This is a genomic window from Isoptericola halotolerans, assembly GCF_013149785.1.
Taxonomy (GTDB): Bacteria; Actinomycetota; Actinomycetes; order Actinomycetales; family Cellulomonadaceae; genus Isoptericola; species Isoptericola halotolerans.
Genome location: NZ_JABEZU010000001.1, coordinates 894,686 through 916,359 on the forward strand (window position 1 = coordinate 894,686; position 21,674 = coordinate 916,359).

Consider the following 21,674-nt stretch of genomic DNA (forward strand, 5'->3'; position numbering starts at 1 on the left):
TCGTCGGGTGCGTCGGGTCGGTGGGGTTCACGTCAGGACAGACCCTCGGCCCAGTCGTAGCCCTCGAGGAACGGGTCGGGCTCGATCGGGCCGTCCGAGCTCCACTCGGTGTAGATCAGGCCGTCGTCGCCGATCCGGCCGATGAGCGCGGTCTTGGCGATGTGGTGGTTGTCGCCGTTCACCGTGACGGTGCCCTCGGGGGCGTCGAACGAGACGCCGTCGGCGGCCTCCTGGACGTCCGCGACGTCGAAGGACTCGGCCTTCTCGACCATGCCCTTCCACAGGTAGAGGGAGTCGTAGGCGGCTTCCATCGGGTCGGAGGTGACGCGGTCCGCGCCGTACTCGGCCTGGAAGGCCTCGACGAAGGCGGCGTTCTCCGGGGTGTCGACGGTCTGGTAGTAGTTCCAGGCGGTGAGCTGCCCCTCGACGTTCTCGACGCCGATGCCGCCGATCTCCTCCTCGGCGATGGACACGGAGAGCACGGGCATGTCGTCCGGTCCGAGGCCCGCGTTCGAGTACTCCTTGAAGAACGCCACGTTGGAGTCGCCGTTCAGCGTGTTGAACACCGCGTCGGCGTCGGCCGACCTCACCTTGTTGACGATCGTGGAGAAGTCGGTGTGGCCGAGCGGTGCGTACTCCTCGCCGAGGACCTCGATGCCGTGCGCCTCGGCGTAGGCGTTGATGATCTTGTTCGCGGTGCGGGGGAACACGTAGTCCGAGCCGACGAGGAACAGCGACTCGACGCCCTGCTCGGCGAGGTAGTCGAGACCCGGCACGATCTGCTGGTTGGTCGTGGCACCGGTGTAGAAGATGTTCGGCGAGGACTCCAGGCCCTCGTACTGCACGGGGTAGAACAGCAGGGAGTCCTGGGACTCGAAGACGGGCAGCATCGCCTTGCGCGAGGCCGAGGTCCAGCCACCGAAGACCGCCGCGACGCAGTCGCTCGTGATGAGCTTGGTGGCCTTCTCGGCGAAGACGGTGGGTTCGGACTGGCCGTCCTCGGTGACGATCTCGAGCTCCTTGCCGAGGACGCCGCCGTCGGCGTTGATCTCCGAGGCGGCGAGCTGCAGGGAGTCGTGGACGGTCTGCTCGGAGATCGCCATCGTGCCCGACAGCGAGTTGAGGAAGCCGATCTTGACGGTGTCGCCCGAGGTGTCGACGCAGCCGGCGCCGGTCGCCTCGGAGGGCTCGCCGCCCGCTGTGTCGACCTGGGCTCCGCAGGCGGTCAGCGCGCCGGCGGCGAGTGCTGCGATGGAGAGGGCGCCGAGACTTCTCGTGCCGGCGTGTGTCCGTGGACGCATGGCGTGCTCCGTTCGTGGCGGGCCCGGGAAGGCCATTTAGGTTCAGATGAACCTAAGTACGCCGAGGTGTCCGATCTGTCAGCCCCACGTAACTTTCGTGTTTCCGGTCGCGGTGGCCGGCCGTGCTCGCGACGGTGCGATCATGGTGGCCATGACTGACCAGACCGGTGGCGAGCCCCTGGTGCTCGGGATCGAGACCTCCTGCGACGAGACCGGCGTCGCGCTCGTGCGCGGCGACACGCTGCTCTTCGACGCGGTGGCGAGCTCCATGGACGAGCACGCCCGGTACGGCGGGATCATCCCCGAGGTCGCCAGCCGCGCCCACCTCGAGGCCATGGTGCCGACGATCCGCCGGGCGCTGGGCGAGGCCGACGTCGACCTGTCGCAGGTCGACGCGATCGCCGTCACCGCGGGACCGGGCCTGGTCGGCCCCCTGACCATCGGCGCCAGCGCCGCCAAGGCGTTGTCGATCGGGCTGAACCGGCCGCTCTACGGCGTCAACCACGTCATCGGCCACGCGGCGGTCAACCAGCTCGTCGACGGGCCGTTCACCGGTCGGTCGATGGCCCTGGTCGTCTCCGGCGGCCACAGCTCGCTGCTGCTCGTCGACGACATCGCCACCGGCGTCACCGAGCTGGGCTCGACCCTCGACGACGCCGCGGGGGAGGCGTTCGACAAGGTGGGGCGTCTGCTCGGCCTGCCGTACCCGGGCGGCCCGCACATCGACCGGCTCGCCCGCGAGGGCGACCCCGAGGCGATCCGGTTCCCGCGCGGCCTGACCGCCCGCAAGGACCAGGCGGAGCACGCCTACGACTTCAGCTTCTCCGGTCTCAAGACGGCGGTGGCCCGGTGGGTCGAGACCTGCCAGGACGCGGGGCGCGACGTGCCCGTGGCCGACGTCGCGGCCTCCTTCGCGGCCGCCGTCGTCGACGTGCTCACCGCCAAGACCATCGCCGCCTGCCGGGCGCACGACGTCGACACCCTGGTCATCGGTGGCGGCTTCTCCGCCAACAGCCAGCTGCGGGACCTGGCGGCCGAGCGGTGCGCCGCCGCCGGCATCGACCTGCGCATCCCCCCGATCCGCTACTGCACGGACAACGGGGCGATGATCGCCGCGCTCGGGTCCGCCGTCGTGCGGGCCGGTGTCGCGCCGTCGGACCTGGACATCGGGGTGGACTCCTCCATGCCCCTGACCTCGATCACCGTCTGAGCGCATGGCCGCGCTGTACGTGGAGGTCGTCGTCCGCACGACGATGGACCGGCTCTGGGCGCTGACCCAGGACCCTGCCGAGCACGTGCGCTGGGACCTGCGGTTCAGCCGGATCGTGCCGACCGGGGAAATGTCCGGCGGAGGTGCCCGCTTCCGGTACGAGCGGGCGATCGGTCCCCGCACGATCCGCGGCACCGGTACCTCCCTGGGCGAACGGCACCGCCGCGACGGCACGCGCACCTCCGCGCTGCGGTTCGACACCGACGACCGCCTCTCCCCGCTGCGGGACGGGCGCGGCTACTGGCGCTACACCCCGGTCGACGGCGGCGTCCGCTTCGTGACCGGCTACGACTACACCCCGGGGTTCGGCCGTGCGGCCGACCGGCTGCTGCGCCCGGTGGTGCTGTGGATGACGGCGTGGAGCTTCGACCGGCTGCGTGTCTGGGCCGAGACCGGCACCCCGCCCGAGCGATGGCCGCTCGCCTCCGTGCTGGCGTTCTGGCGCCGGGACCGCCCCCGGGCGTCGCGCTGCGTGACCCGGCGCCCGGGCCGCGACCCGATGCGCGACGCCCCGGACTCGCTCGGCTCGCTGGAGGCCCCATGACCGACGTCCCGCGCGAGAGCGGAGAGAGCATCTTCCGGCGGGCGCTGGGAGCCGACTTCGACCGGCTGCACCCTCAGCTCCAGCGTCGCTTCGGGGTGTCGACCGACGACGGGTACGCCTGCGTGGGCCGGGGGACCATGCGCCGGATCCGCCGCGGTCCGTGGTGGACGGTGCCGTTCCTGCAGATCGGGCGGCTGCGCAACATCCTCGTCGCCGACGTGGGTCAGGACGTGCCCTTCACCGTCGAGAACTACCCCTACCGGGACCCGCTGGGCCGCGAGACGGTGACGTTCGTCCGGGAGTACCGCGTCCCGGGGCGGCGTCGTCCGAGCCGCTTCGACGCGACGATGGTCCTGGACGCGGGCCGCGGCACGATCGTCGACTACCTGGGCACGCACCAGCACCTCGCCGTCGACCTGGACCTGCAGGTCGAGCCCGACGGGTCGCTGCTCCTGCGGTCCGGCAACCAGCGGTTCTACGAAGGGCTGCTCGGCTTCCGCTTCCCGATGCTGCTCTCCGGGAGAGCGACGCTGCGCGAGCGCTACGACGACGAGGCCCAGGTGTTCCGCATCGACCTCGAGGTGCGGAACCGGCTTTTCGGGTTCCTCTTCGGCTACGACGGACAGTTCACCTGCGACTACCCCGCGGCGACGACGGCGCCCGAGCGGCTGCTGCCCGTGCGGCACGAGCGCCGGTTCTGAGGCGGGGACGCGGGACGACGGCTCAGAGCACTGGCAGGGGCCGGCCCGCCCGCAGCTCGGCCACGAGGGCTCGCACCACCGCCTCGAGGCCGGGCTGGCCCCCGCCGTGCGCCGCGGCCACCGCGCGCTGGCGCTGGTAGGACGCGCCGGCGCGGACGATCTCATGGATCCCGGCCAGCTCGTCGGTGCAGCCGAGGCGCTCGGCCACGGGGGCGAGCTCGTCGAGGAGCCGGGGCAGCGCGTCGGTGATCAGCTCCTCGTTGCCCGCGGCGTCGAGGATGATGATGGCGTCCATGCCGTAGCGGGCTGCCCGCCACTTGTTCTCGTGGACGAACCAGCGCGGCATGGTGGGCAGCTCGCGTCCCTCGTCGAGCAGCGTGGAGAAGTGCTCCACGAGGCAGTGCACGAGCGCTCCCAGCGCCGCCAGCTCCAGCACGTTGGAGGTGCCGTCGCAGATCCGGACCTCCACGGTGCCGAAGTGCGGGGCCGGGCGGACGTCCCAGCGCACCTCGGTGAAGTCGTCGATGACGCCGGTCCTGAGCATGTCGTCCGTGTACTGCTCGAGCTGGCTCCACTCGGAGAACTGGTAGGGCAGCCCGGCGGTCGGCAGCTGCTGGAAGATCAGCGCGCGCATCGACGCGTACCCGGTGTCGTCGGCGCCCCAGTAGGGCGACGATGCCGAGAGGGCCTGCAGGTGGGCCACGTACACGAGCAGGGAACGCACGATGGGCAGCACCTTGGCCCGGTCCTCGATCCCGACGTGCACGTGCACGCCGTAGACGACCTGCTGACGGCCCCACACCTGGGTGCGGTCGACGACGGTGGCGTACCGCTGCTTGTCGGTGACCTGCTGCTGGGACCAGTGCGCGAACGGGTGGGTGCCCGCGCCCATGATCTCGGCGCGCATCGGGGTGATGACGTCCTGGATGACCGCGATCCCGGCCTCGAGGTCGGTGATGGCCTGGCCGACGGTGCCGCACACGTCGGAGACGACCTCCAGGGTGTTGCGGAGGAACTCGGGCTTGACGTGGCGTGCCCGGGCGTCGGGGCCGAGCGCCTCCATCACGGCGGGCGCGACCTGCCGCAGGTTTCCCGAGTCGGCGTCCACGAGCGCCAGCTCCCACTCGAGTCCGACGCTCGAGCGACGGGACGGCGCGAAGTCCAAGGTCATGTGGTCATGCTTCCACGCCGCACGGGTGGCCGCCCGGACGCTAGCCGCGGTCGCCGAGCGGTTCGACGACGAGCACGTGCTGACGCCCGGCGATCCGGGTGAGCACGAGGGTGGCCGCGGCGTCCCCCTTGAGCGCGAGCTGCGACCGGAGCTGTTCCGGGGTGACTGCCGTGCCCCGCTTCTTGACCGTGAGCCGGCCGACGCCGCGCTCGCGCAGGTACGCCTTGAGCTTCTTCAGGTTGAAGGGCAGCACGTCCAGCACCCGGAAGCCCGTGGCGATCGGGGCGACGCCCGACGACGGCGCGGCGGCGGGGGCGTCCGTCGTCACGTAGGCGATGGTGCGGTCCACGAGCCGTCCGCCGAGCTCGGCGGCGGCGTGCGCGACGAGCCCGGCACGCACCACGGCTCCGTCCGGCTCGTACAGGTAGCCGCCGACGGCGCCGACCTCGGGCACCAGCTCGGCGCCACCGGTGCCGTCCGTCTCGCGAGCCCGCAGGGTGCGCGACGCCGTGCCCTGCGCCGTCGTGCGCAGGACATGCGCCGACCGCCCCGGGCCGTCGGGAGCGAGCGGGCCGAACCACAGCCCGGCCTCGACGACGTCGCCGTCGACGGAGACCCACTGCACCTCGGCGTCGTCGGGCAGCCCGTGGTGGGGGATGCCGGGGCCGACCTTGATGCCGAGGGCGGGGACCTGGTCACGCAGCGCCCAGACCGCGTCGAGCGGGGGAGCGTAGGCGGACGGGTCGAAGATGCGCTTGCCGCCGCGGGTGCGACGGGCCGGGTCGGCGTAGACGCCGTCCACGCCCTCGGCGACCAGGTCGACGTCGAGCCCGTCGGTGTGCCGGACCTCGGCCTCGGGGAACGCCCGCAGGTTGACGGTCGCCATGGCGGCGGTCATCTCGTCGATGTCCGTGGCCAGCACGTCGAGGCCGACGCCGGCGAACGCGAGGGCGTCCGCCCCGACGCCGGAGGTGAGGTCGGCGACCTTGGTGACACCTGCCGCGAGGTAGCGGCGGGCGTGCAGCCCGGCGACGACGAGCCGGGTGGCCTGCTCGACGCCGTCGGAGGTGAAGAGCATGCCGTCGGCGAAGGAGCCGAGCTTGGTGCGGGCCTTGGCCCGCAGCCTGGACTGGGTGAGCACGGCGGCGGCCAGGTCCGGGTCGACGCCCTCGGCACGGAGCCGGGTGGCCAGCACCATCGCCTGCGCCTCGTCGTACGGGGGGAGGGCGTTGAGCAGCGCCCAGCCCTCAGGGCTGAGCAGCTTGGTGAGGGAGGCCGGGTCCATGGGGCCATCGTCTCAGGCGGCAGGCCGGGCGGGCGATGACGCCCTGGGAGGAATCCTGGCACTCGACTTGTCAGAGTGCTAACGGCTGCCTAGATTTGGTCCCAGCGCACGAGGCTGAGCCGGCACCCGCGACGACGGCCAGCGCCAGAGCGCGTCCCAGTCCAGCAAGTCATCGCGAACAAGGAGGTCCGACGTGTCGGTCCCCATCAAGCCGCTCGAGGACCGGATCGTCGTCAAGGCCGTCGAGGCCGAGACCACGACCGCTTCCGGCCTGGTCATCCCGGACACCGCCAAGGAGAAGCCCCAGGAGGGCGAGGTCCTGGCGGTCGGCGACGGCCGGTTCGACGACCAGGGCAACCGTGTCCCGGTCGACGTGAAGGTCGGCGACAAGGTCATCTACAGCAAGTACGGCGGCACCGAGGTCAAGTACGCGGGCGAGGAGTACCTGGTGCTCTCCGCGCGCGACATCCTCGCCGTCGTCGTCGGCTGAACGAAGCCGGCAGACAGGCGCCGTGGGTCGATCACCGACCCTCGACGCTGACGACCGAGGCCCCGCATCATCCGTGATGCGGGGCCTCGTCGTGTGTTCAGAGGGTCTCAGCGGTGCCGTCGTCGGCCGAGCCTGCGGTTCCACGCCGGGCGGGCGCCTCGTCCCTCGACCCCCACCCGTCCCTGCACCTCCGGCTCAGCGGTGCCGTCGTCGGCCGAGCCTGCGGTTCCACGCCGGGCGGGCGCCTCGTCCCTCGACCCCCACCCGTCCCTGCACCTCCGGCTCAGCCGGCCTTGCGGTCGCGACCGGCGAGCGCGGCGCTGCGCTCGTCCTCGCTGAGCCCACCCCAGACGCCGTAGGGCTCCCGCACGCGCAGGGACTGCTCGCGGCACTGCATCATCACCGGGCACGAGTGGCAGATGGCCTTGGCGGCCTCCGCTCGTCGACGCCGGGTCGAGCCCCGTTCCCCTTCGGGGTGGAAGAACAGGGTGTCGTCCGCGTCGCGGCACGAACCCTGGTACTGCCACTCCCACAGCTCCATGACCGGCCCGGGCAGTCTTGAGATCTCTGTCATGGCGAACAACCTACAAGTTGTGCAGAGGTTGTTCAAGGGGTTGGCACAAGTTGGCCGGATCAGACCCGAATCGGCGTCCTGACCAGGTGATGAACCGCTTTGTCTCACGCGTGACCGGCTTTGAGCGATGAACTCCTCTCGGTTCGTGACGCGCCGGGGGCCGCAGTGGCGGCCTGGCGAAGCCCTGGCAGAATCGAGGCATGACCTCCTCGCGACCGGCCCAGGACTCGGGCGGGTCACGCCCGTCGGGCCCCGGTCTTGCTGTCGCGGCCGTCGCCCGGCGTCTCGGGGTGGCCCCGGCCACCCTGCGGACGTGGGACCGTCGTTACGGTCTCGGACCCTCGGACCGCACCGCTGGATCGCACCGCCGTTACACACCGGACGACGTCGCGCGCCTGCTCGTCATGCGCCGGCTCACGCTCGAGGGCGTCGCCCCGGTGGACGCCGCGCAGGCGGCGCTCGAAGCCGACGTCGACGAGCTCGAGAAGGCGCAGAAGGCCTCGCTGCCTGCTGCGACGGAGGCGCACGAGCCGGCGGTCGGCGCCTCCTCCGGCACCGACGAGGCGCCCGGGCGGCCAGGACGCGCCCACCTGCGCGCGCTGCCGGGCGGAGGGCAGGGGGCACCGGGGCCGTCGGGGCACGGCGCCCCGGGCCAGAACGCCTCCGGCAAGGTCTCCGCCGTCGTCGACGCCGCGCTCGCCTACGACCAGGGCCGTTGCGACGACCTGTTGCGGATCCCCGCGCACGGCGATCCTGCGATGTGGTGGGCGCACCTGCTCGAACCGGCCTGGAACAGGGTCGCCGAGCGGACGGTGCTCGCCGGACCGGGCGCGGTGCCGGAGGTGGTCCTGGCCACCGCCGCCCTGCACGCGCTGCGGTCCTTCACCGAGGCGTTCGAGCAGGCCGTCGTGCAGAACGGCGGCCCACCCGCCAACCACCCGAGCCGCATGCGCAACATCGTGCTGATCTTCGCGGCGCCCGACGAGGTCGTGCCGCTCTCCGCGCACGCGCTCGCCGCCGCGCTCACCGCCAAGGGCAAGACGGCACGGATCGTCACGGGCCCGGCCAGCACCCGCCGCTCGCTGGAGCTCGTCACCATGGTCCGCCCGGCGGCGCTGGTGCTCGCGACCACCCAGCGGCGACCGGACCTCGACGTCGTCCACGCCGTCCACGAGGGCTTCCCCGACCTGCCGATCTTCGTCGGGCTGCGGCGCGACGACGCCGCGACCGAGATCCCCCTCGCTCCGCAGGTGCAGCGCGTCCGTTCCTTCACCGGTCTGCTCCACGAGGTCCTCGCCGTCGTCTCCTCCTGACCCCGCACGGCACCTGGCTCGTCGGGTGACGGAGGGCACCTCCGGAGCGACGCCGACCGGCCGTAGACTCAGCACATGACGGAGACGACCTCGCCAGCGCACGACCCGTTCGGATTCCTCGGCCTCACCTACGACGACGTCCTGCTGCTGCCGGGGTACTCGGACCTGGCGCCGTCGGACATCGACACGACCTCCCGGCTGACCCGCGAGATCTCGCTGAAGGTGCCGCTGGTCTCCGCCGCGATGGACACGGTCACCGAGTCGCGGATGGCGATCGCGATGGCACGCCAGGGCGGGCTCGGCGTCCTGCACCGGAACCTGTCGATCGAGGACCAGGCGTACCAGGTCGACCTCGTCAAGCGCACCCAGACGGGCATCATCTCCAACCCGGTGACCATCGGCCCGGACGCCACCCTCGAGCAGCTCGACGAGCGCGCCGGGCAGTACCGGGTGTCCGGCTTCCCGGTGCTCGACGAGTCGGGCAAGCTGGTCGGCATCGTCACGAACCGCGACCTGCGTTTCACGCCCGTCGCCGAGTGGGCCACCACCACCGTCGCCGAGGTCATGACCCCGCAGCCGCTCATCACGGGCCGTTCCGGGATCTCCCGCGAGGACGCCACCGCGCTGCTGCGCAAGCACAAGCTCGAGCGCCTGCCGCTGGTCGACGACGACGGCCGGCTCGCCGGGCTCATCACCGTCAAGGACTTCGTCAAGTCCGAGCAGTTCCCGAACGCCTCCAAGGACGGCCAGGGCCGGTTGATGGTCGGCGCGGCCATCGGCTACTTCGGTGACGCGTGGGAGCGGGCGACGACCCTCATCGACGCCGGGGTGGACGTGCTCGTCGCGGACACCGCGCACGGCAACGTGCGGATGCTCATCGACATGGTCCGCCGCCTCAAGTCCGACCCTGCCACCAAGGACGTGCAGGTCATCGGCGGCAACGTCGCGACCAGGCAGGGTGCGCAGTCGTTCGTCGACGCCGGCGCCGACGGCATCAAGGTCGGTGTGGGCCCGGGGTCGATCTGCACCACCCGCGTCGTCACCGGGGTCGGTGTCCCGCAGGTCACCGCCGTGTACGAGGCCTCGTTGGCCGCGCGTGAGGCCGGTGTCCCGGTCATCGCCGACGGCGGCATGCGGCACTCGGGCGAGATCGGCAAGGCCATCGTGGCCGGTGCCGAGGCCGTCATGCTCGGTTCGATGCTCGCGGGCACCGAGGAGGCTCCGGGTGAGCAGATCCTCGTCAACGGCAAGCAGTTCAAGGCCTACCGTGGGATGGGGTCGATGGGAGCCATGTCCTCGCGCGGCAAGAAGTCGTACTCCAAGGACCGCTACTTCCAGGCCGAGGTCACCAGCGACGACATGATCGTCCCCGAGGGCGTGGAGGGGCAGGTCCCCTACAAGGGGACGCTCGCCACGGTGGTGCACCAGCTCGTGGGCGGGCTGCACCAGACGATGTTCTACGTCGGAGCCCGCACGGTGCCGGAGCTGCAGGCGGACGGCCGGTTCGTGCGGATCACGTCGGCCTCCCTCAAGGAGTCCCACCCGCACGACATCAAGATGACGGTCGAGGCGCCCAACTACAAGGTGTCCTGAGCCGAGCGCTCAGCCTGCCACGGGCGGCTCGACCGGCCACGCCGTCGAGGCGCCCGGCCCCTCGAGCCCCTTCGTCCGGCGCCACGCGTTGAAGCTCGTCGCCCAGCGGTGGTGCGCGTCCCGCTGGGCGGAGTGCAGGGCGTCCAGGGCGACCGCCCGCAGCTCCGGGAAGTGGTGGAGCTGGGCGTCGAGGACGTCCAGGGTGGCGAGGACGTCGACGTCGGCGCTGTGGAGCTCGCCCTCGCCGGTGATGCCGTACAGCTCCACGAGGTCGCCGAGGCGGCGCTTTCCCCGCCGGTAGCGGTCCTGCCACCGGTCGATGACCAGCGGGTCCAGCACGGGGGAGACGGGACGCCCGAGCCGTTGCGGCAGGGTGGGGAGCCCGTGGCGTGCCAGCTCGGCGTCCAGGAGCGTCAGGTCGAACGCGGCGTTGTACGCCACCACCGGCACCCCCGCGCGGCTGTGCTCGGCCAGGACCGCGGCGATCTCCTCCAGCGCCTGGCGGGGGGCCCGGCCGTGGGCGCGGGCGTGCTCGGTGGTCACCCCGTGGATCGCTGCCGCCTCGTCCGGGATCTCCACGCCGGGGTCGACCAGCCAGGTGCGCACGTCCGTCGTGGTGGCGGTGCGCAGCACGACCGCGGCGGTGACGATGCGGTCGGAGTGCACGTCGACCCCCGTCGTCTCGGTGTCGAAGCCGAGCAGCGGGCCACCGTTCCATGCGGCGTGGTCAGCGGTGTCGTCCATCGTGAGTCCCTTCCTCGCATCCTGGTCCGGACCCTGCCACCCGCCACCGACAGCGCCCCGCGGACACTCTCGCGGCGCCCCGTGCCCCGGCCGGTAGGCTGGTCCGCGTGAGCAACGAGATCGAGATCGGCCGTGGCAAGCGCGGACGCCGCGCGTACTCCTTCGACGACATCGCGGTGGTCCCCTCGCGACGGACCCGTGACCCGAAGGACGTCTCCACCGACTGGCAGATCGACGCCTATCACTTCGACCTGCCGATCATGGCGGCCCCGATGGACTCGGTCATGAGCCCGGACACCGCGGTCGCGCTGGGCAACCACGGCGGTCTCGGCGTGCTGGACCTCGAGGGTCTGTGGACCCGGTACGAGTCCCCGGAGCCGTTGCTCGCCGAGATCCGTGAGCTGCCGGCCGACCGGGCGACGCGGCGCATGCAGGAGATCTACGCCGAGCCGATCAAGCCCGAGCTCATCACCCAGCGCCTCAAGGAGATCCGTGCGGCGGGCGTCACCGTCGCCGGCGCCCTGTCCCCGCAGCGCACCCAGGAGCACTACCAGACGGTGGTCGACGCCGGCGTGGACCTCTTCGTCATCCGCGGCACCACGGTCTCGGCCGAGCACGTCTCGGGCAACGCCGAGCCGCTGAACCTCAAGCGGTTCATCTACGAGCTGGACGTCCCCGTGGTGGTCGGCGGCGCCTCCACCTACACCGCTGCCCTGCACCTCATGCGCACGGGTGCCGCGGGCGTGCTCGTCGGGTTCGGCGGGGGAGCGGCGCACACGACACGCGTCAGCCTCGGCATCCACGCCCCGATGGCCACCGCCGTGTCCGACGTCGCCGCCGCGCGGCGTGACTACCTCGACGAGTCCGGCGGCCGCTACGTGCACGTCATCGCCGACGGCGGCGTCGGTCACTCCGGTGACGTCGTCAAGGCCGTCGCCTGCGGCGCCGACGCCGTCATGCTCGGTGCCGCCCTGGCGCGGGCCGCCGAGGCTCCGGGCAAGGGCTGGCACTGGGGACCCGAGGCGCACCACGCGCAGCTCCCGCGCGGTGAGCGCGTCGCCGTGGGCACCGGCGGCACCCTCGAGGAGATCCTCTTCGGACCCGGCCGTCAGGCCGACGGGACCACGAACCTCGTCGGCGCGCTGCGGCGTGCGATGGCGACCACGGGCTACTCGGACCTCAAGGAGTTCCAGCGGGTCGAGGTCGTCATGTCCCCCTACCAGCCGCGGTGAGCGAGCCTGACCCGCGGCAGACGATCCTGCGGGAGATCACCGACGACGACGTCGAGCAGGTCGTCGCGCTGTGGCGCGAGTGCGACCTGACCCGGCCGTGGAACGACCCGCACCGCGACGTCGCCGACGCCCGGCGCAACCCGACGTCCACGGTGCTCGTCGCGCTCGACGCGACCTCCGCCGTCGTCGGCTCGGCCATGGCCGGGTACGAGGGGCACCGCGGGTGGCTCTACTACGTGGCGGTGGCCCCGCAGCTCCGGGGAACCGGGCTGGGACGGGTGCTCGTCGGCGCTGCCGAGGAGTGGCTCCGCCGCGCCGGAGCGAGCAAGGTGCGCCTGATGGTCCGCTCCACGAACGCCGCAGTGCTCGGCTTCTACGCGAGCCTCGGCTACGAGGACGCCGAGTGCACCGTGCTCGGGCGGACGCTCGAGCCGTCGCGCTGAGAGCGAACGACACGGACATCTGACGCAGTGTTCACGGTGCCGTCACCGGCGCCGCATAGAGTGTCGCCCATGGCAACCGCGCACGAGAGCGACGGCGCTCTGGGCGATCTCATCGATCCCGAGCTCCCCTCGTCCACCTACGTCCTCGAACCCGAGGTCGTGTCCCCGCTGGTCAAGAGGATCGTCACCTCCCACGACGCCGGCACCCACCGCAGCACCTCGCCGTTCACCGGCGCCCCGCTCGCCGCGGTCCCGCTCTCCGGGCCCGCCGACGTCGCGCGCGCCGTCGAGCGGGCACGCAACGCCCAGCACGACTGGGCGGCGACGTCGCTCGTCGAGCGCGGACGGGTGCTCGACCGGCTCGGGACGCTGGTGCTCGACCGCCAGTCGGAGATCCTCGACCTCATCCAGATGGAGTCCGGCAAGTCGCGGCGCAGCGCCTTCGAGGAGGTGGCCGACGTCGCGCAGACCTGCCGCCACTACGTCGTGCGCGGACCTCGCTACCTCGCCGACCGCCGGGTCCCGGGTGCGCTGTCCGTCCTGACCGGTGCCCGCGTGCACCGGCGCCCGGTCGGGGTGGTCGGGGTCATCGCCCCCTGGAACTACCCCCTGACGCTCGCCCTGTCGGAGGCGATCCCCGCGCTGCTGGCGGGCAACGCCGTCGTGCTCAAGCCGGATCCGCAGACCACCCTGTCCGCCCTGTGGGCCGCCGAGCTCCTCGCCGAGGCCGGTCTGCCGGACGACCTGCTCGTCGTCGTCGCGGGCGGGGGCGACGTCGGTGCCGCGCTCGTCGACCACGTGGACCACGTGGCGTTCACCGGGTCGACGGCCACCGGACGCAAGGTCGCGGCACGCGCGGGGGAGCGGCTGATCGGCGCCACGCTCGAGCTGGGCGGGAAGAACCCGCTGTACGTCGCCGCGGACGCCGACCTCGACGCGGCCGTCCCCGGTGTGGTGCGGGCCTGCTTCTCCAACGCCGGCCAGCTCTGCATGTCGATCGAGAGGCTCGTGCTGCACGAGCGCATCGCCGACGAGTTCCTGGAGCGGTTCGTCCCCGCGGTGCGGGAGCTCGCGCTCGGTGCCGGGCTCGACTACACCGCCGACATCGGGTCCCTGGTCTCCGCCGCGCAGCTCGACAAGGTCACCGCCCACGTCGACGACGCCCTCGCGAAGGGGGCGCGGGCGCTGGCCGGCGCGGTGCACCGGTCCGACGTCGGACCGTACTTCTACGCCCCGACGGTCCTCGACGACGTCCCCGACGACGCGGTCTGCCTGCGCGAGGAGACGTTCGGCCCGGTCGTGGCCGTCACCCGGGTGTCCAGCGACGACGAGGCCGTGCACGTCATGAACGACACCGAGTACGGGCTCAACGCCTCGGTCTGGTCCCGCGACGTGGCCCGTGCGCGACGGATCGCGGCACGTGTCGAGGCCGGCACGGTGGTCATCAACGACGGCTACCTGCAGGCCTGGGGCTCGGCGGGTGCACCGATGGGCGGCATGAAGGCCTCCGGCCTGGGACGCCGGCACGGTCGCGAGGCGATCGACGCCGTGACCGAGGCGCAGAGCGTCGTGGCGCAGCGTGGGCTCAGCGCGGGGCTGTCGCTGGACACGCTCTACGCGCTCGGCGGCGACGTGCCGAGCCGGGCGCTGACGGGTGCGATGCACGTGATGCGGCGGCTGCGGCTGCCCTGAGCGCGGTGCAGGCCGGGGCTCAGAGCAGCTCGCGGGCGGCGGCCCGCCAGGAGGCGGGGATCTCCCGCACCCGCCACCAGGTCGCCTGCGCCGGCGTGAGGCTGAGCGACGAGACGCCGAGCCCGGTGGCGTCGACCCCCGCCCGGTCGCAGGAGAACAGCGCGCGGCGCAGGTGGTAGTCCTGCGTGACGACGACGGCGGAGGCTGCGCCGTAGACCTCGTGGGCCCGGCGGCAGGTGGCCGTCGTGTCGAAGCCCTCGCGATCGAGCACGAGCGCGTCCGCGGGGACGCCGCGGTCCAGGATCCAGTCGCGCATCGCTCCGGGTTCGTCGTAGGGCGTGCCGTCCGCGCGGTCCTGCCCGTCACCCGAGAGGATCACCCGGGGCGCCGCGCCCGCAGACCACAGCTCGGCGGCAGCCTCCACCCGGCGCCGCAGGTAGGTCGACGGGGTGCCGTCGGGCCGCAGGCCCGCACCCAGGACCACGATCGCATCGACCCTCGTCGTGGCGGCATCCTCCACCGACGGTCGCACCCGGGAGTGCCCGGTCGCCTGTACCCAGGCGACCGGGACGACGAGGACGAGGGCGAGCGCGGCGGCGCCGGCACCGAGCAGGCGCCGCGAGGGTCGGGTCACGACGTCGAACCATACTGGTCGGCGCGCAGCCCGGCGAGGCCGGCTCGGCGGTGCAGGATCGCCGTCCACCCCGCACCCACCAGAGCCACGGCGGCCGCGACGACGAAGGCCCCCGGGATGCCGGCCGCCCCGGCGACCAGGCCGAGCACGATCGGTCCGCCGCCGAGGCCGAGGTCGAGGGCGATCGACGCCGTCGCCGACGCCGCGCCACGCTCGGAGGGCGCGGCCGTCGCGAACACCGCGGCGAAGAAGGCCGGTGTGCTGAAGGTGATGCCGAGCGCCAGGACGACCGCGCCGAGGATGAGCCCGGCGGTCGTGGGTGTCGCGGCCATGACCACCAGGCCGGCTGCGATCAGGCACAGGGCCGCCGTGCCGAGCGCGAGCGGGGGGAACCGGTCGGGGACCCGCGCGAACGCGATCCGGCACACCACGACGACCGCGCCGTAGGTGGCCAGCGGCACGCCGGTCGCGACCATCCGGAGATCTGCTGCGTGCAGCGCGGCGAACGCCAGGAACCCGCCCATGGCGATGATCGAGGCCAGCAGGCCCAGGGTCGGGGCGACGGCCCCGCGGTGGATCAGTGGGGAGGGTTCCGCGTCCGCTGCTGCGGGGTCGCGCGTCTCGCCGATGGTGAGGACGACTGCCGCGGCGACCAGGGCCAGGACGGCGGCGCCGTACCAGGCCCCGGTGAACCCCCCGACGGCGATGAGCAGGCCGCCGAGCAGCGGCCCGCCCGTGATGCCCAGGTAGAGGCCCAGCGAGTTGTAGCTGAGCGCCTCGCCCAGCCTCGTCGGGGGCGCGATGTCGACCAGGGCGGCGAACCCCGCGACGAAGAAGGCGGCCTCGCCGACCCCGGCCAGGAGCCGGATGGCTACCACCAGGGCCAACGACTCGACGTGTGCCGTCGCGACCATGCCCACCGCGCACAGCAGTGCACCGCAGAGCAGGAGAGGACGCCTCCCGACCGTGTCGGCGAGGCGGCCGGCCGCGGGTCGCAGGATCAGGGCCGTGATCGCGAAGGCGCCGAACGCGAGCCCTGCTCCGGCGGTGCCCGCCCCGACCGGTCCGGTGACGTACAGCGGCAGGGCCAGGACCGACACGCCGACAGCGGTGAAGTAGGCGAGGTCCGCGACGGCCAGTCCGACGAAGGCCGGTGTCAGCAGGCGTCGCCGGTCCGGTGGGGAGCCCGTCGAGGAGGGTGCGGCCGAGGTCGTCATGCCGCCAGGCTCGTCGCCTGGTGGCCGGTGGGGATGGGTAGACCTACCTATCTCCGGGTCAGCAGGCCGTGCTCCATCGCGTACAGCGCGGTGGCGGCGCGGGTGGACGCGCCGATCTTGACGTAGACGTCCTGCACGTGGTGCTCGGCGGTCCGCCGCGCGATGACGAGGGTGTCGGCGATCTGCTGGTTGGAGAGCCCGTCCGCGACCAGCCGGAGGACCTCGACCTGGCGGTCCGTGAGCCCGTCCGGGTGCCCCGGGCGGACGTGCGCCCGATGGCCGGCCGCCTCGAGGACGGCCTCGACGACCTCGCCGTCGAGCCGTCCTGCGCGGACGGAGTCCCGCAGGTGGTGCGCAGCCTCCCGGGTGGACGACCGGCCTCGGCCCGGACGGTCCTCGAGGAGCGTGCAGTAGGCGTCTGCCGCTGCGAGGACGCGGGATGGTACAGAGATCCGGTCACCGGTGAGCCCTCGGTGGTACCCGCTCCCGTCGTTGCGCTCGTGGTGCTGACCGGCGAGGAGAGCCACGTCGGCCAGCTCGGGGACGCGGGCGAGCACGCGCTCGGAGTGGTACGGGTGGAGTCGCGTCTGGTCGCGCTCCGTGGCGGTCAGGGGCGATGCCTTCGACCAGTGCCGGCTCGGCGCGGCGACCCGGCCGATGTCGTGGAGGTGGCCGGCGATGCGCACCGTCCGCACGTCCGCACCGAGCCCGAGCCGTGCAGCGGCCTCGGCCCCGAGGCCCGCGACCGTGGTCGAGTGTCCCTGCAGGCAGGGGGCCTTCAGGTCGACGAGGTCGCCGAAGGTGCGCGCCACCGCCTCCCGCTCGGAGAGGTCGACCCGCCGCACCGGGTCGGGTTCAGCGTCGAGGACCACGTCGAAGGGGTCGACGTCGGCGATGCCGTCGAGGAGGTCGTCGGCGTGCGTGAGGAACGCGCCGGCGACGGCAGGGTCCAGGGCGGTACCGGTCCGGCGCCGGACCTCCGTGAGCGCGGGCCGAGGGCCGGTGGACAGCAGGAACAGCACCGCGACGGAGGCGACGTGCATCACCCGGGTGGGCAGCGGTAGCTCGTCGCCGGAGAGCGGCGGGTACCCGCTGCCGTCCCACATGGCGGTGGTGGCGGCGAGGCACTCCTGGACGGGTGCTGCCAGCCCCAGCCGGCGGGACGCCTCGCGAGCCACCTCGCAGGTCGCGACGGGCGCCTCGGCGTCGATCGACCGGACGTGGCGGGCCGTCGTCGCCAGCGCGCCGAGCCAGGACCGCCCGGTCGCGGCAGCCAGGCCCGGCACCCAGACGCGCAGGAGGTCGCGCGGATCGCTCTCGTCCACGCGCTGGGCGAGCCGGGTGGCGGCGACGTCGTCGCCCAGCGCCTGGGACAGCTCGTGCGAGTACGCGGTGCAGCCGAGGTGCTGGAGCAGCGACGTGTAGAGGACCTCCCGCACCGTGGCCTCGTCACAGCCGATCGTCCGCGCCAGCCGGGTCGCGACCGTGCACCGGAGCAGGGACTCGTCGGTCGCCGATCCGGTGCCGAGGTCGGTGACCGCGGCGAGCCCTGCGAGCAGGCTGAGCAGACGGAACACCTGTCCACAGTGGCACCGTCGTCGGCCGGACGCCATCGTCACCGGGCGTCTCGCGGGGAGCGTCAGCGCCGGTCGTCCGGCGCGGCGAGCGCGACCAGCTCAGCACGCAGGTTCTGCTCGGCCGCGTCGCTCCAGCGGTGCCGCCCTGCCGACGTGCGGTACAGCCCAGGCCCCGTGTGCAGCGTGAGGAGCTGATCGAGCACCGCACCGCGTCCCGCTCGGAAGTCGCCGTCGGTGACGTGCCCGTACTCGGCGCGGACCTGTGCCACGTAGCGGTGGTAACGCCTCGGGTCGGCGCCGAGGATCGCGAGGTCGGCGTCGCTGACCAGGCATCCCGCGAGATCGCTCGGGTCGGGGTCGTGGCCGGCGGTGAGCAGCACGAGCCGTTCCACCTCCGCGAGGTCCGGGCGGGTGAGGCCTCCGAGCTCGACGAAGGGCTCCAGGAGGGCGCGGGTGAGCGCGGCGGAGCGTTCCTCGTCGTCCGGGGTGGCGCCGTCGTGCACCGCGTCGTGGAACCACAGCGCGACCGCGGCACGCCGCTCCACCTCGTCGCGGCGGGTACCCAGGAGGGGCAGGGCGTCGAGGGTGTCCGCCAGGTGGAGCCGCCCGTGGTAGACGCGGTGGGGCTCGCGCCACCGGTCGACGACCTCCTCTCCGACGGCGTGGACGGTGCTCGTCGGTGCGTGCCCGACGCTCCCGGCGTCGGGCCACAGCGCGCCCCACCGGTCCAGCAGCGCCGGGCGCTTCGCCCGTCGTCGTTCGTGGCCGGGCACCCGCAGGCCGGAGGCGGCGAGACGCCGGGCCAGGGTGCCGCCGTCGACGGGGGTCGCCCCGGCGGTGACCAGGTCGTCGTACCGGTCGGCGGGGACGTCGTAGTGGTCGAGGTCGAAGGCGCGGTCGGGGATGCCGGCGGCCCGGGCGAACGTCCGCAGCTCGTGCAGGGAGGAGTCGGAGACCAGGTGGGACCAGAGTCGGTCGTGCGCGGGCCAGGCGGGCGGGTCGACGAGGACGGTCACCGGTGCTCCCCGACCGGGCCGGCGGCGTCGAGGGCCGTGCGAACCTCGCCGACCAACGCCGACATCGCCGCCTCGGCAGCCGCGGCGTCACTGTCGGCGACGGCGCGGGCGACGGCCTCGTGCTGGTCGAGCGCCTCGGGGACGGGTGCGGCGGGCATGAGTCCCAGGTGGGTGCGACCGGTGAGCACCTCGGCGACCACGGCGGCCAACGCGCCGAACATCTCGTTGCCGCTGGCTCGCAGCAGCAGCTCGTGCATCCGGATGTCGAGGGCGAGGAACTCGGTGAGGTCGCCGCGGGCGCCGAGCACGCGCATGCGGTCGGCGAGGTCGACGAGCTCGGCGCGCTGCTCGGCGCTCGCGTGCCGGGCGGCGCCGGCGGCGGCCAGCGGTTCGACGGCGTGGCGGAGCTCGGTGAGGGTGCGCAGCTGCTCGTCGCGGCCGGGTCCGGCCAGCCGCCAGCGGATGACGCGGGGGTCGAGGACGTTCCACTCGGCCATGGGCAGCACGACGAGGCCGACGCGGCGGCGGGAGCGGACGAGGCCGAGTCCCTCCAGCATCCGCATGACCTCGCGGGCCACTGTGCGGGATACCTGGTGCTGTGTTCCGATCGACTCGAGGGTGAGGGGAGTACCGGGCACGATGTCGCCGCTGGTGATGGCCCTCCCGACGGCGTCGAGGACGGCGCTGTGCAGGGCGGGTGGCGGCATGGTGAGAGCCTAGCGGCGCACCGAGCTCCCGCAATTGGTGTCACCAATGGCTTGCCAAAGGTGCTACCAATAGTGCATCCTCGACGGACTGACCCACCGACACGGAAGTCGAGACTCATGGACACCGACGTCACACCCGCCGGCACGCCGGAGGTCGCCCATCTCGTCGTCATGGGGGTGGCCGGATCGGGCAAGACCACCGTCGCGACGCTGCTCGCCGACCGCCTCGGTGTCGAGTACGCCGAGGCCGACCAGTTCCACTCCGCGCAGAACATCGCCAAGATGACGGCCGGGACCGCGCTCACCGATGCTGACCGTGCCCCCTGGCTCGAGGCGATCCGGGACTGGCTGACCGCCGAGGCCGACGCCGGACGCCCCGGCGTCGTCACCTGCTCCGCCCTCAAGCGTTCCTACCGCGACGTGCTGCGCTCCGCCCGCGGGCTGGTGCGGTTCGTCCACCTGGACGGCAGCCCCGAGCTCCTCGCCGAGCGGATCACCGCGCGGTCCGGTCACTTCATGCCGACCTCGCTGCTGCCCTCCCAGCTCGCCACCCTCGAACCACTGGACGACGACGAGGACGGGCTCACCGTCGACATCGCCGTCCCCCCCACGGAGATCGTCGACGACGTCGTCGCGCGGTGCGCCATCACGACGTCGGCAGGGAGCCCCGCATGACCATGGACGACTGGACCCAGACCCTCAGCGCCGGCCCCCTGCTCGCGATCGCCGCCGCGGCCGTCGCGCTGCTGCTGGTCCTCATCATCAAGGTCCACCTGCACGCGTTCGTCGCGCTCATCCTGGTCAGCCTGCTCACCGCGGTGGCGGCCGGGCTGCCGGCCGGGGGCATCGTCGACGTGCTGCTCGACGGCTTCGGCAGCACCCTGGCGGCCGTCGCGCTGCTGGTCGGGCTGGGGGCGATGCTCGGACGGCTGGTCGAGACCAGCGGCGGGGCGAAGGTCCTCACCGACGTGCTCATCGCGCGGTTCGGCGAGCGACGCGCCCCGCTGGCGCTCGGGATCGCCTCGCTGCTGTTCGGCTTCCCGATCTTCTTCGACGCCGGCCTGGTCGTCATGCTGCCGATCGTGTTCGCCGTCGCGCGTCGCCTCGGCGGGTCGCTGCTGCTGTACGGCCTGCCCGTCGCCGGTGCCTTCTCCGCCATGCACATCTACGTGCCGCCCCACCCCGGGCCGGTGGCGGCCTCGGAGTTCCTCGGCGCGAACGTCGGCATCGTCATCCTCGTCGGGCTGGTCGTGGCGATCCCGACCTGGTACGTGACGGCCTATCTCTTCGGCCGGTTCGCCGGCCGGCGCATCCAGCTCCCCGTGCCGGAGATCCTCGGCCGCGCCGACGACGCCCAGATCGAGAACCCGCCGCGCTTCGGCGCCGTCGTCGGGATCCTCCTGCTGCCGCTGGTGCTGATCTTCGCCAACACCGGGCTCGAGACCGCGGCGACGGCCGGTTGGATCGACACCGACAACGGGGCCGTCGCCGCGACGGTCGCCGTCGCGGGCGCCGTCGGCTCCACCCCCGTGGCCCTGCTCATCTCGGTGCTCGTCGCGGCCTGGGTGCTGGGGCGCCGTCGAGGGGTCGAGGGCACCGCCCTGGAGAAGACCCTCGACTCCGCGCTCGGCCCCGTCGCCTCGGTCATCCTCATCACCGGCGCCGGAGGGATGTTCGGCGGCGTGCTGCGTGCCTCCGGCATCGGTGACGCGCTGGCCGACGTGCTCGGCGACATGGGGCTGCCGGTCATCGTGGCCGGGTTCGTCATCGCCGCGGCGCTGCGCGTGGCGCAGGGCTCGGCGACCGTCGCGCTCACCACCGCGGCCGGGCTCATCGCCCCCGCAGTGCTCAACGGCGGGTACGGCGCGGTCGAGCTGGCCGCGATCGTGATCGCCGTCGCCGCCGGGTCCGTGGTGCTCAGCCACGTCAACGACTCGGGGTTCTGGCTGGTCGGCCGGTTCTTCGACATGGACGTGCGCACCACGCTGCGCACCTGGACCGTCATGGAGACGGCGATCGGCGTGATGGGCTTCGCGATCGCGTGCGTGATCTTCGCCGTCGCCTGATTCTGGCGGCCCGTCCCCTGCCGAGCATGCGCTGAGGGACCGTCCGGTCGACCGGACGGTCCCTCAGCGCATGCTCGGCGGTGACCGTCAGCCGGCGGTGACCG

General features: G+C 72.9%; 21 protein-coding genes. 11 read left to right on the plus strand and 10 right to left on the minus strand.

Translation table 11 applies throughout. From position 1 onward, the window contains the following. Positions 1–32: 32 nt before the first annotated feature. Positions 33–1,301 (minus strand): urea ABC transporter substrate-binding protein, encoded by a 1,269-nt coding sequence (gene urtA / locus HDG69_RS04315; RefSeq protein WP_171782498.1) that lies wholly within the window; start codon positions 1,299–1,301, stop codon positions 33–35. Positions 1,302–1,452: 151 nt separating this feature from the next. On the opposite strand from urtA, the gene tsaD reads away from it, so the two are divergent. The 3 genes from tsaD to HDG69_RS04330 are packed head-to-tail and all read left to right on the plus strand — an operon-like array spanning position 1,453 to position 3,816. Then, entirely contained in the window at positions 1,453–2,511 is a 1,059-nt protein-coding gene (gene tsaD / locus HDG69_RS04320) for a tRNA (adenosine(37)-N6)-threonylcarbamoyltransferase complex transferase subunit TsaD (protein WP_171782499.1), read from the plus strand. 4 nt (positions 2,512–2,515) lie between these two features. Then, positions 2,516–3,115 carry an SRPBCC family protein gene (locus tag HDG69_RS04325; RefSeq protein ID WP_171782500.1) on the plus strand — a complete coding sequence of 200 codons (600 nt, stop codon included), beginning with the start codon at positions 2,516–2,518 and terminating at the stop codon, positions 3,113–3,115. After that, entirely contained in the window at positions 3,112–3,816 is a 705-nt protein-coding gene (locus HDG69_RS04330; RefSeq protein WP_171782501.1) for a DUF4166 domain-containing protein, read from the plus strand. The genes HDG69_RS04325 and HDG69_RS04330 overlap by 4 nt, the downstream gene beginning before the upstream one ends. A gap of 22 nt (positions 3,817–3,838) precedes the next feature. Here the strand turns inward: HDG69_RS04330 and HDG69_RS04335 are convergent, their stop codons facing one another. After that, complete coding sequence (locus HDG69_RS04335; RefSeq protein ID WP_171782502.1) at positions 3,839–4,987, minus strand: glutamate--cysteine ligase; 1,149 nt, start codon at positions 4,985–4,987, stop codon at positions 3,839–3,841. Between the two features lie 40 nt (positions 4,988–5,027). Then, on the minus strand, positions 5,028–6,272 hold the full coding sequence (locus HDG69_RS04340; protein ID WP_171782503.1) for a class I SAM-dependent methyltransferase: 1,245 nt from the start codon (positions 6,270–6,272) through the stop codon (positions 5,028–5,030). A 193-nt stretch (positions 6,273–6,465) separates the two neighbouring features. Here HDG69_RS04340 and groES point away from each other — a divergent pair, with 193 nt between their 5' ends. Beyond that, positions 6,466–6,762 (plus strand): co-chaperone GroES, encoded by a 297-nt coding sequence (groES, locus tag HDG69_RS04345; RefSeq protein ID WP_171782504.1) that lies wholly within the window; start codon positions 6,466–6,468, stop codon positions 6,760–6,762. Between the two features lie 283 nt (positions 6,763–7,045). On the opposite strand, the gene HDG69_RS04350 is transcribed toward groES, so the two are convergent. Beyond that, on the minus strand, positions 7,046–7,336 hold the full coding sequence (locus tag HDG69_RS04350; protein ID WP_171782505.1) for a WhiB family transcriptional regulator: 291 nt from the start codon (positions 7,334–7,336) through the stop codon (positions 7,046–7,048). 200 nt (positions 7,337–7,536) lie between these two features. On the opposite strand from HDG69_RS04350, the gene HDG69_RS04355 reads away from it, so the two are divergent. Both HDG69_RS04355 and guaB read left to right on the plus strand, forming a co-directional pair. Beyond that, the gene (locus HDG69_RS04355; RefSeq protein ID WP_171782506.1) at positions 7,537–8,649 is read left to right on the plus strand and encodes a MerR family transcriptional regulator; all 1,113 of its coding nucleotides are present in this window, start codon (positions 7,537–7,539) and stop codon (positions 8,647–8,649) included. 75 nt (positions 8,650–8,724) lie between these two features. Continuing rightward, positions 8,725–10,242 (plus strand): IMP dehydrogenase, encoded by a 1,518-nt coding sequence (gene guaB / locus HDG69_RS04360; RefSeq protein WP_171782507.1) that lies wholly within the window; start codon positions 8,725–8,727, stop codon positions 10,240–10,242. Between the two features lie 9 nt (positions 10,243–10,251). Here the strand turns inward: guaB and HDG69_RS04365 are convergent, their stop codons facing one another. Then, the gene (locus HDG69_RS04365; RefSeq protein ID WP_171782508.1) at positions 10,252–10,986 is read right to left on the minus strand and encodes an exonuclease domain-containing protein; all 735 of its coding nucleotides are present in this window, start codon (positions 10,984–10,986) and stop codon (positions 10,252–10,254) included. A gap of 107 nt (positions 10,987–11,093) precedes the next feature. On the opposite strand from HDG69_RS04365, the gene HDG69_RS04370 reads away from it, so the two are divergent. The 3 genes from HDG69_RS04370 to HDG69_RS04380 all read left to right on the plus strand — a co-directional run bounded on the left by HDG69_RS04370 (position 11,094) and on the right by HDG69_RS04380 (position 14,353). After that, positions 11,094–12,218: a GuaB3 family IMP dehydrogenase-related protein gene (locus tag HDG69_RS04370; RefSeq protein WP_171782509.1), complete on the plus strand. Its 1,125-nt coding sequence runs from the start codon at positions 11,094–11,096 to the stop codon at positions 12,216–12,218. Further along, positions 12,215–12,661 (plus strand): GNAT family acetyltransferase, encoded by a 447-nt coding sequence (locus HDG69_RS04375; RefSeq protein ID WP_343036243.1) that lies wholly within the window; start codon positions 12,215–12,217, stop codon positions 12,659–12,661. The genes HDG69_RS04370 and HDG69_RS04375 overlap by 4 nt, the downstream gene beginning before the upstream one ends. 69 nt (positions 12,662–12,730) lie before the next feature. After that, positions 12,731–14,353 carry a succinic semialdehyde dehydrogenase gene (locus tag HDG69_RS04380; protein ID WP_171782510.1) on the plus strand — a complete coding sequence of 541 codons (1,623 nt, stop codon included), beginning with the start codon at positions 12,731–12,733 and terminating at the stop codon, positions 14,351–14,353. 19 nt (positions 14,354–14,372) lie between these two features. Here the strand turns inward: HDG69_RS04380 and HDG69_RS04385 are convergent, their stop codons facing one another. The 5 genes from HDG69_RS04385 to HDG69_RS04405 form a co-directional block, all read right to left on the minus strand. Then, complete coding sequence (locus HDG69_RS04385) at positions 14,373–14,987, minus strand: SanA/YdcF family protein (RefSeq protein ID WP_343036244.1); 615 nt, start codon at positions 14,985–14,987, stop codon at positions 14,373–14,375. Continuing rightward, complete coding sequence (locus HDG69_RS04390) at positions 14,984–16,204, minus strand: MFS transporter (RefSeq protein WP_171782511.1); 1,221 nt, start codon at positions 16,202–16,204, stop codon at positions 14,984–14,986. The genes HDG69_RS04385 and HDG69_RS04390 overlap by 4 nt, the downstream gene beginning before the upstream one ends. Before the next feature lie 47 nt (positions 16,205–16,251). Beyond that, positions 16,252–17,781 carry an HD domain-containing phosphohydrolase gene (locus HDG69_RS04395; RefSeq protein ID WP_171782512.1) on the minus strand — a complete coding sequence of 510 codons (1,530 nt, stop codon included), beginning with the start codon at positions 17,779–17,781 and terminating at the stop codon, positions 16,252–16,254. A 62-nt stretch (positions 17,782–17,843) separates the two neighbouring features. Continuing rightward, the gene (locus HDG69_RS04400; RefSeq protein ID WP_171782513.1) at positions 17,844–18,797 is read right to left on the minus strand and encodes a DUF4031 domain-containing protein; all 954 of its coding nucleotides are present in this window, start codon (positions 18,795–18,797) and stop codon (positions 17,844–17,846) included. Then, entirely contained in the window at positions 18,794–19,504 is a 711-nt protein-coding gene (locus tag HDG69_RS04405; protein ID WP_171782514.1) for a FadR/GntR family transcriptional regulator, read from the minus strand. The genes HDG69_RS04400 and HDG69_RS04405 overlap by 4 nt, the downstream gene beginning before the upstream one ends. Positions 19,505–19,621: 117 nt before the next feature. Between HDG69_RS04405 and HDG69_RS04410 the strand changes: the two genes are divergently transcribed. Together HDG69_RS04410 and HDG69_RS04415 are read left to right on the plus strand one after the other, a co-directional pair. Further along, entirely contained in the window at positions 19,622–20,179 is a 558-nt protein-coding gene (locus HDG69_RS04410; protein WP_171782515.1) for a gluconokinase, read from the plus strand. Beyond that, complete coding sequence (locus HDG69_RS04415) at positions 20,176–21,570, plus strand: GntP family permease (protein WP_171782516.1); 1,395 nt, start codon at positions 20,176–20,178, stop codon at positions 21,568–21,570. The genes HDG69_RS04410 and HDG69_RS04415 overlap by 4 nt, the downstream gene beginning before the upstream one ends. Positions 21,571–21,674: the final 104 nt, after the last annotated feature.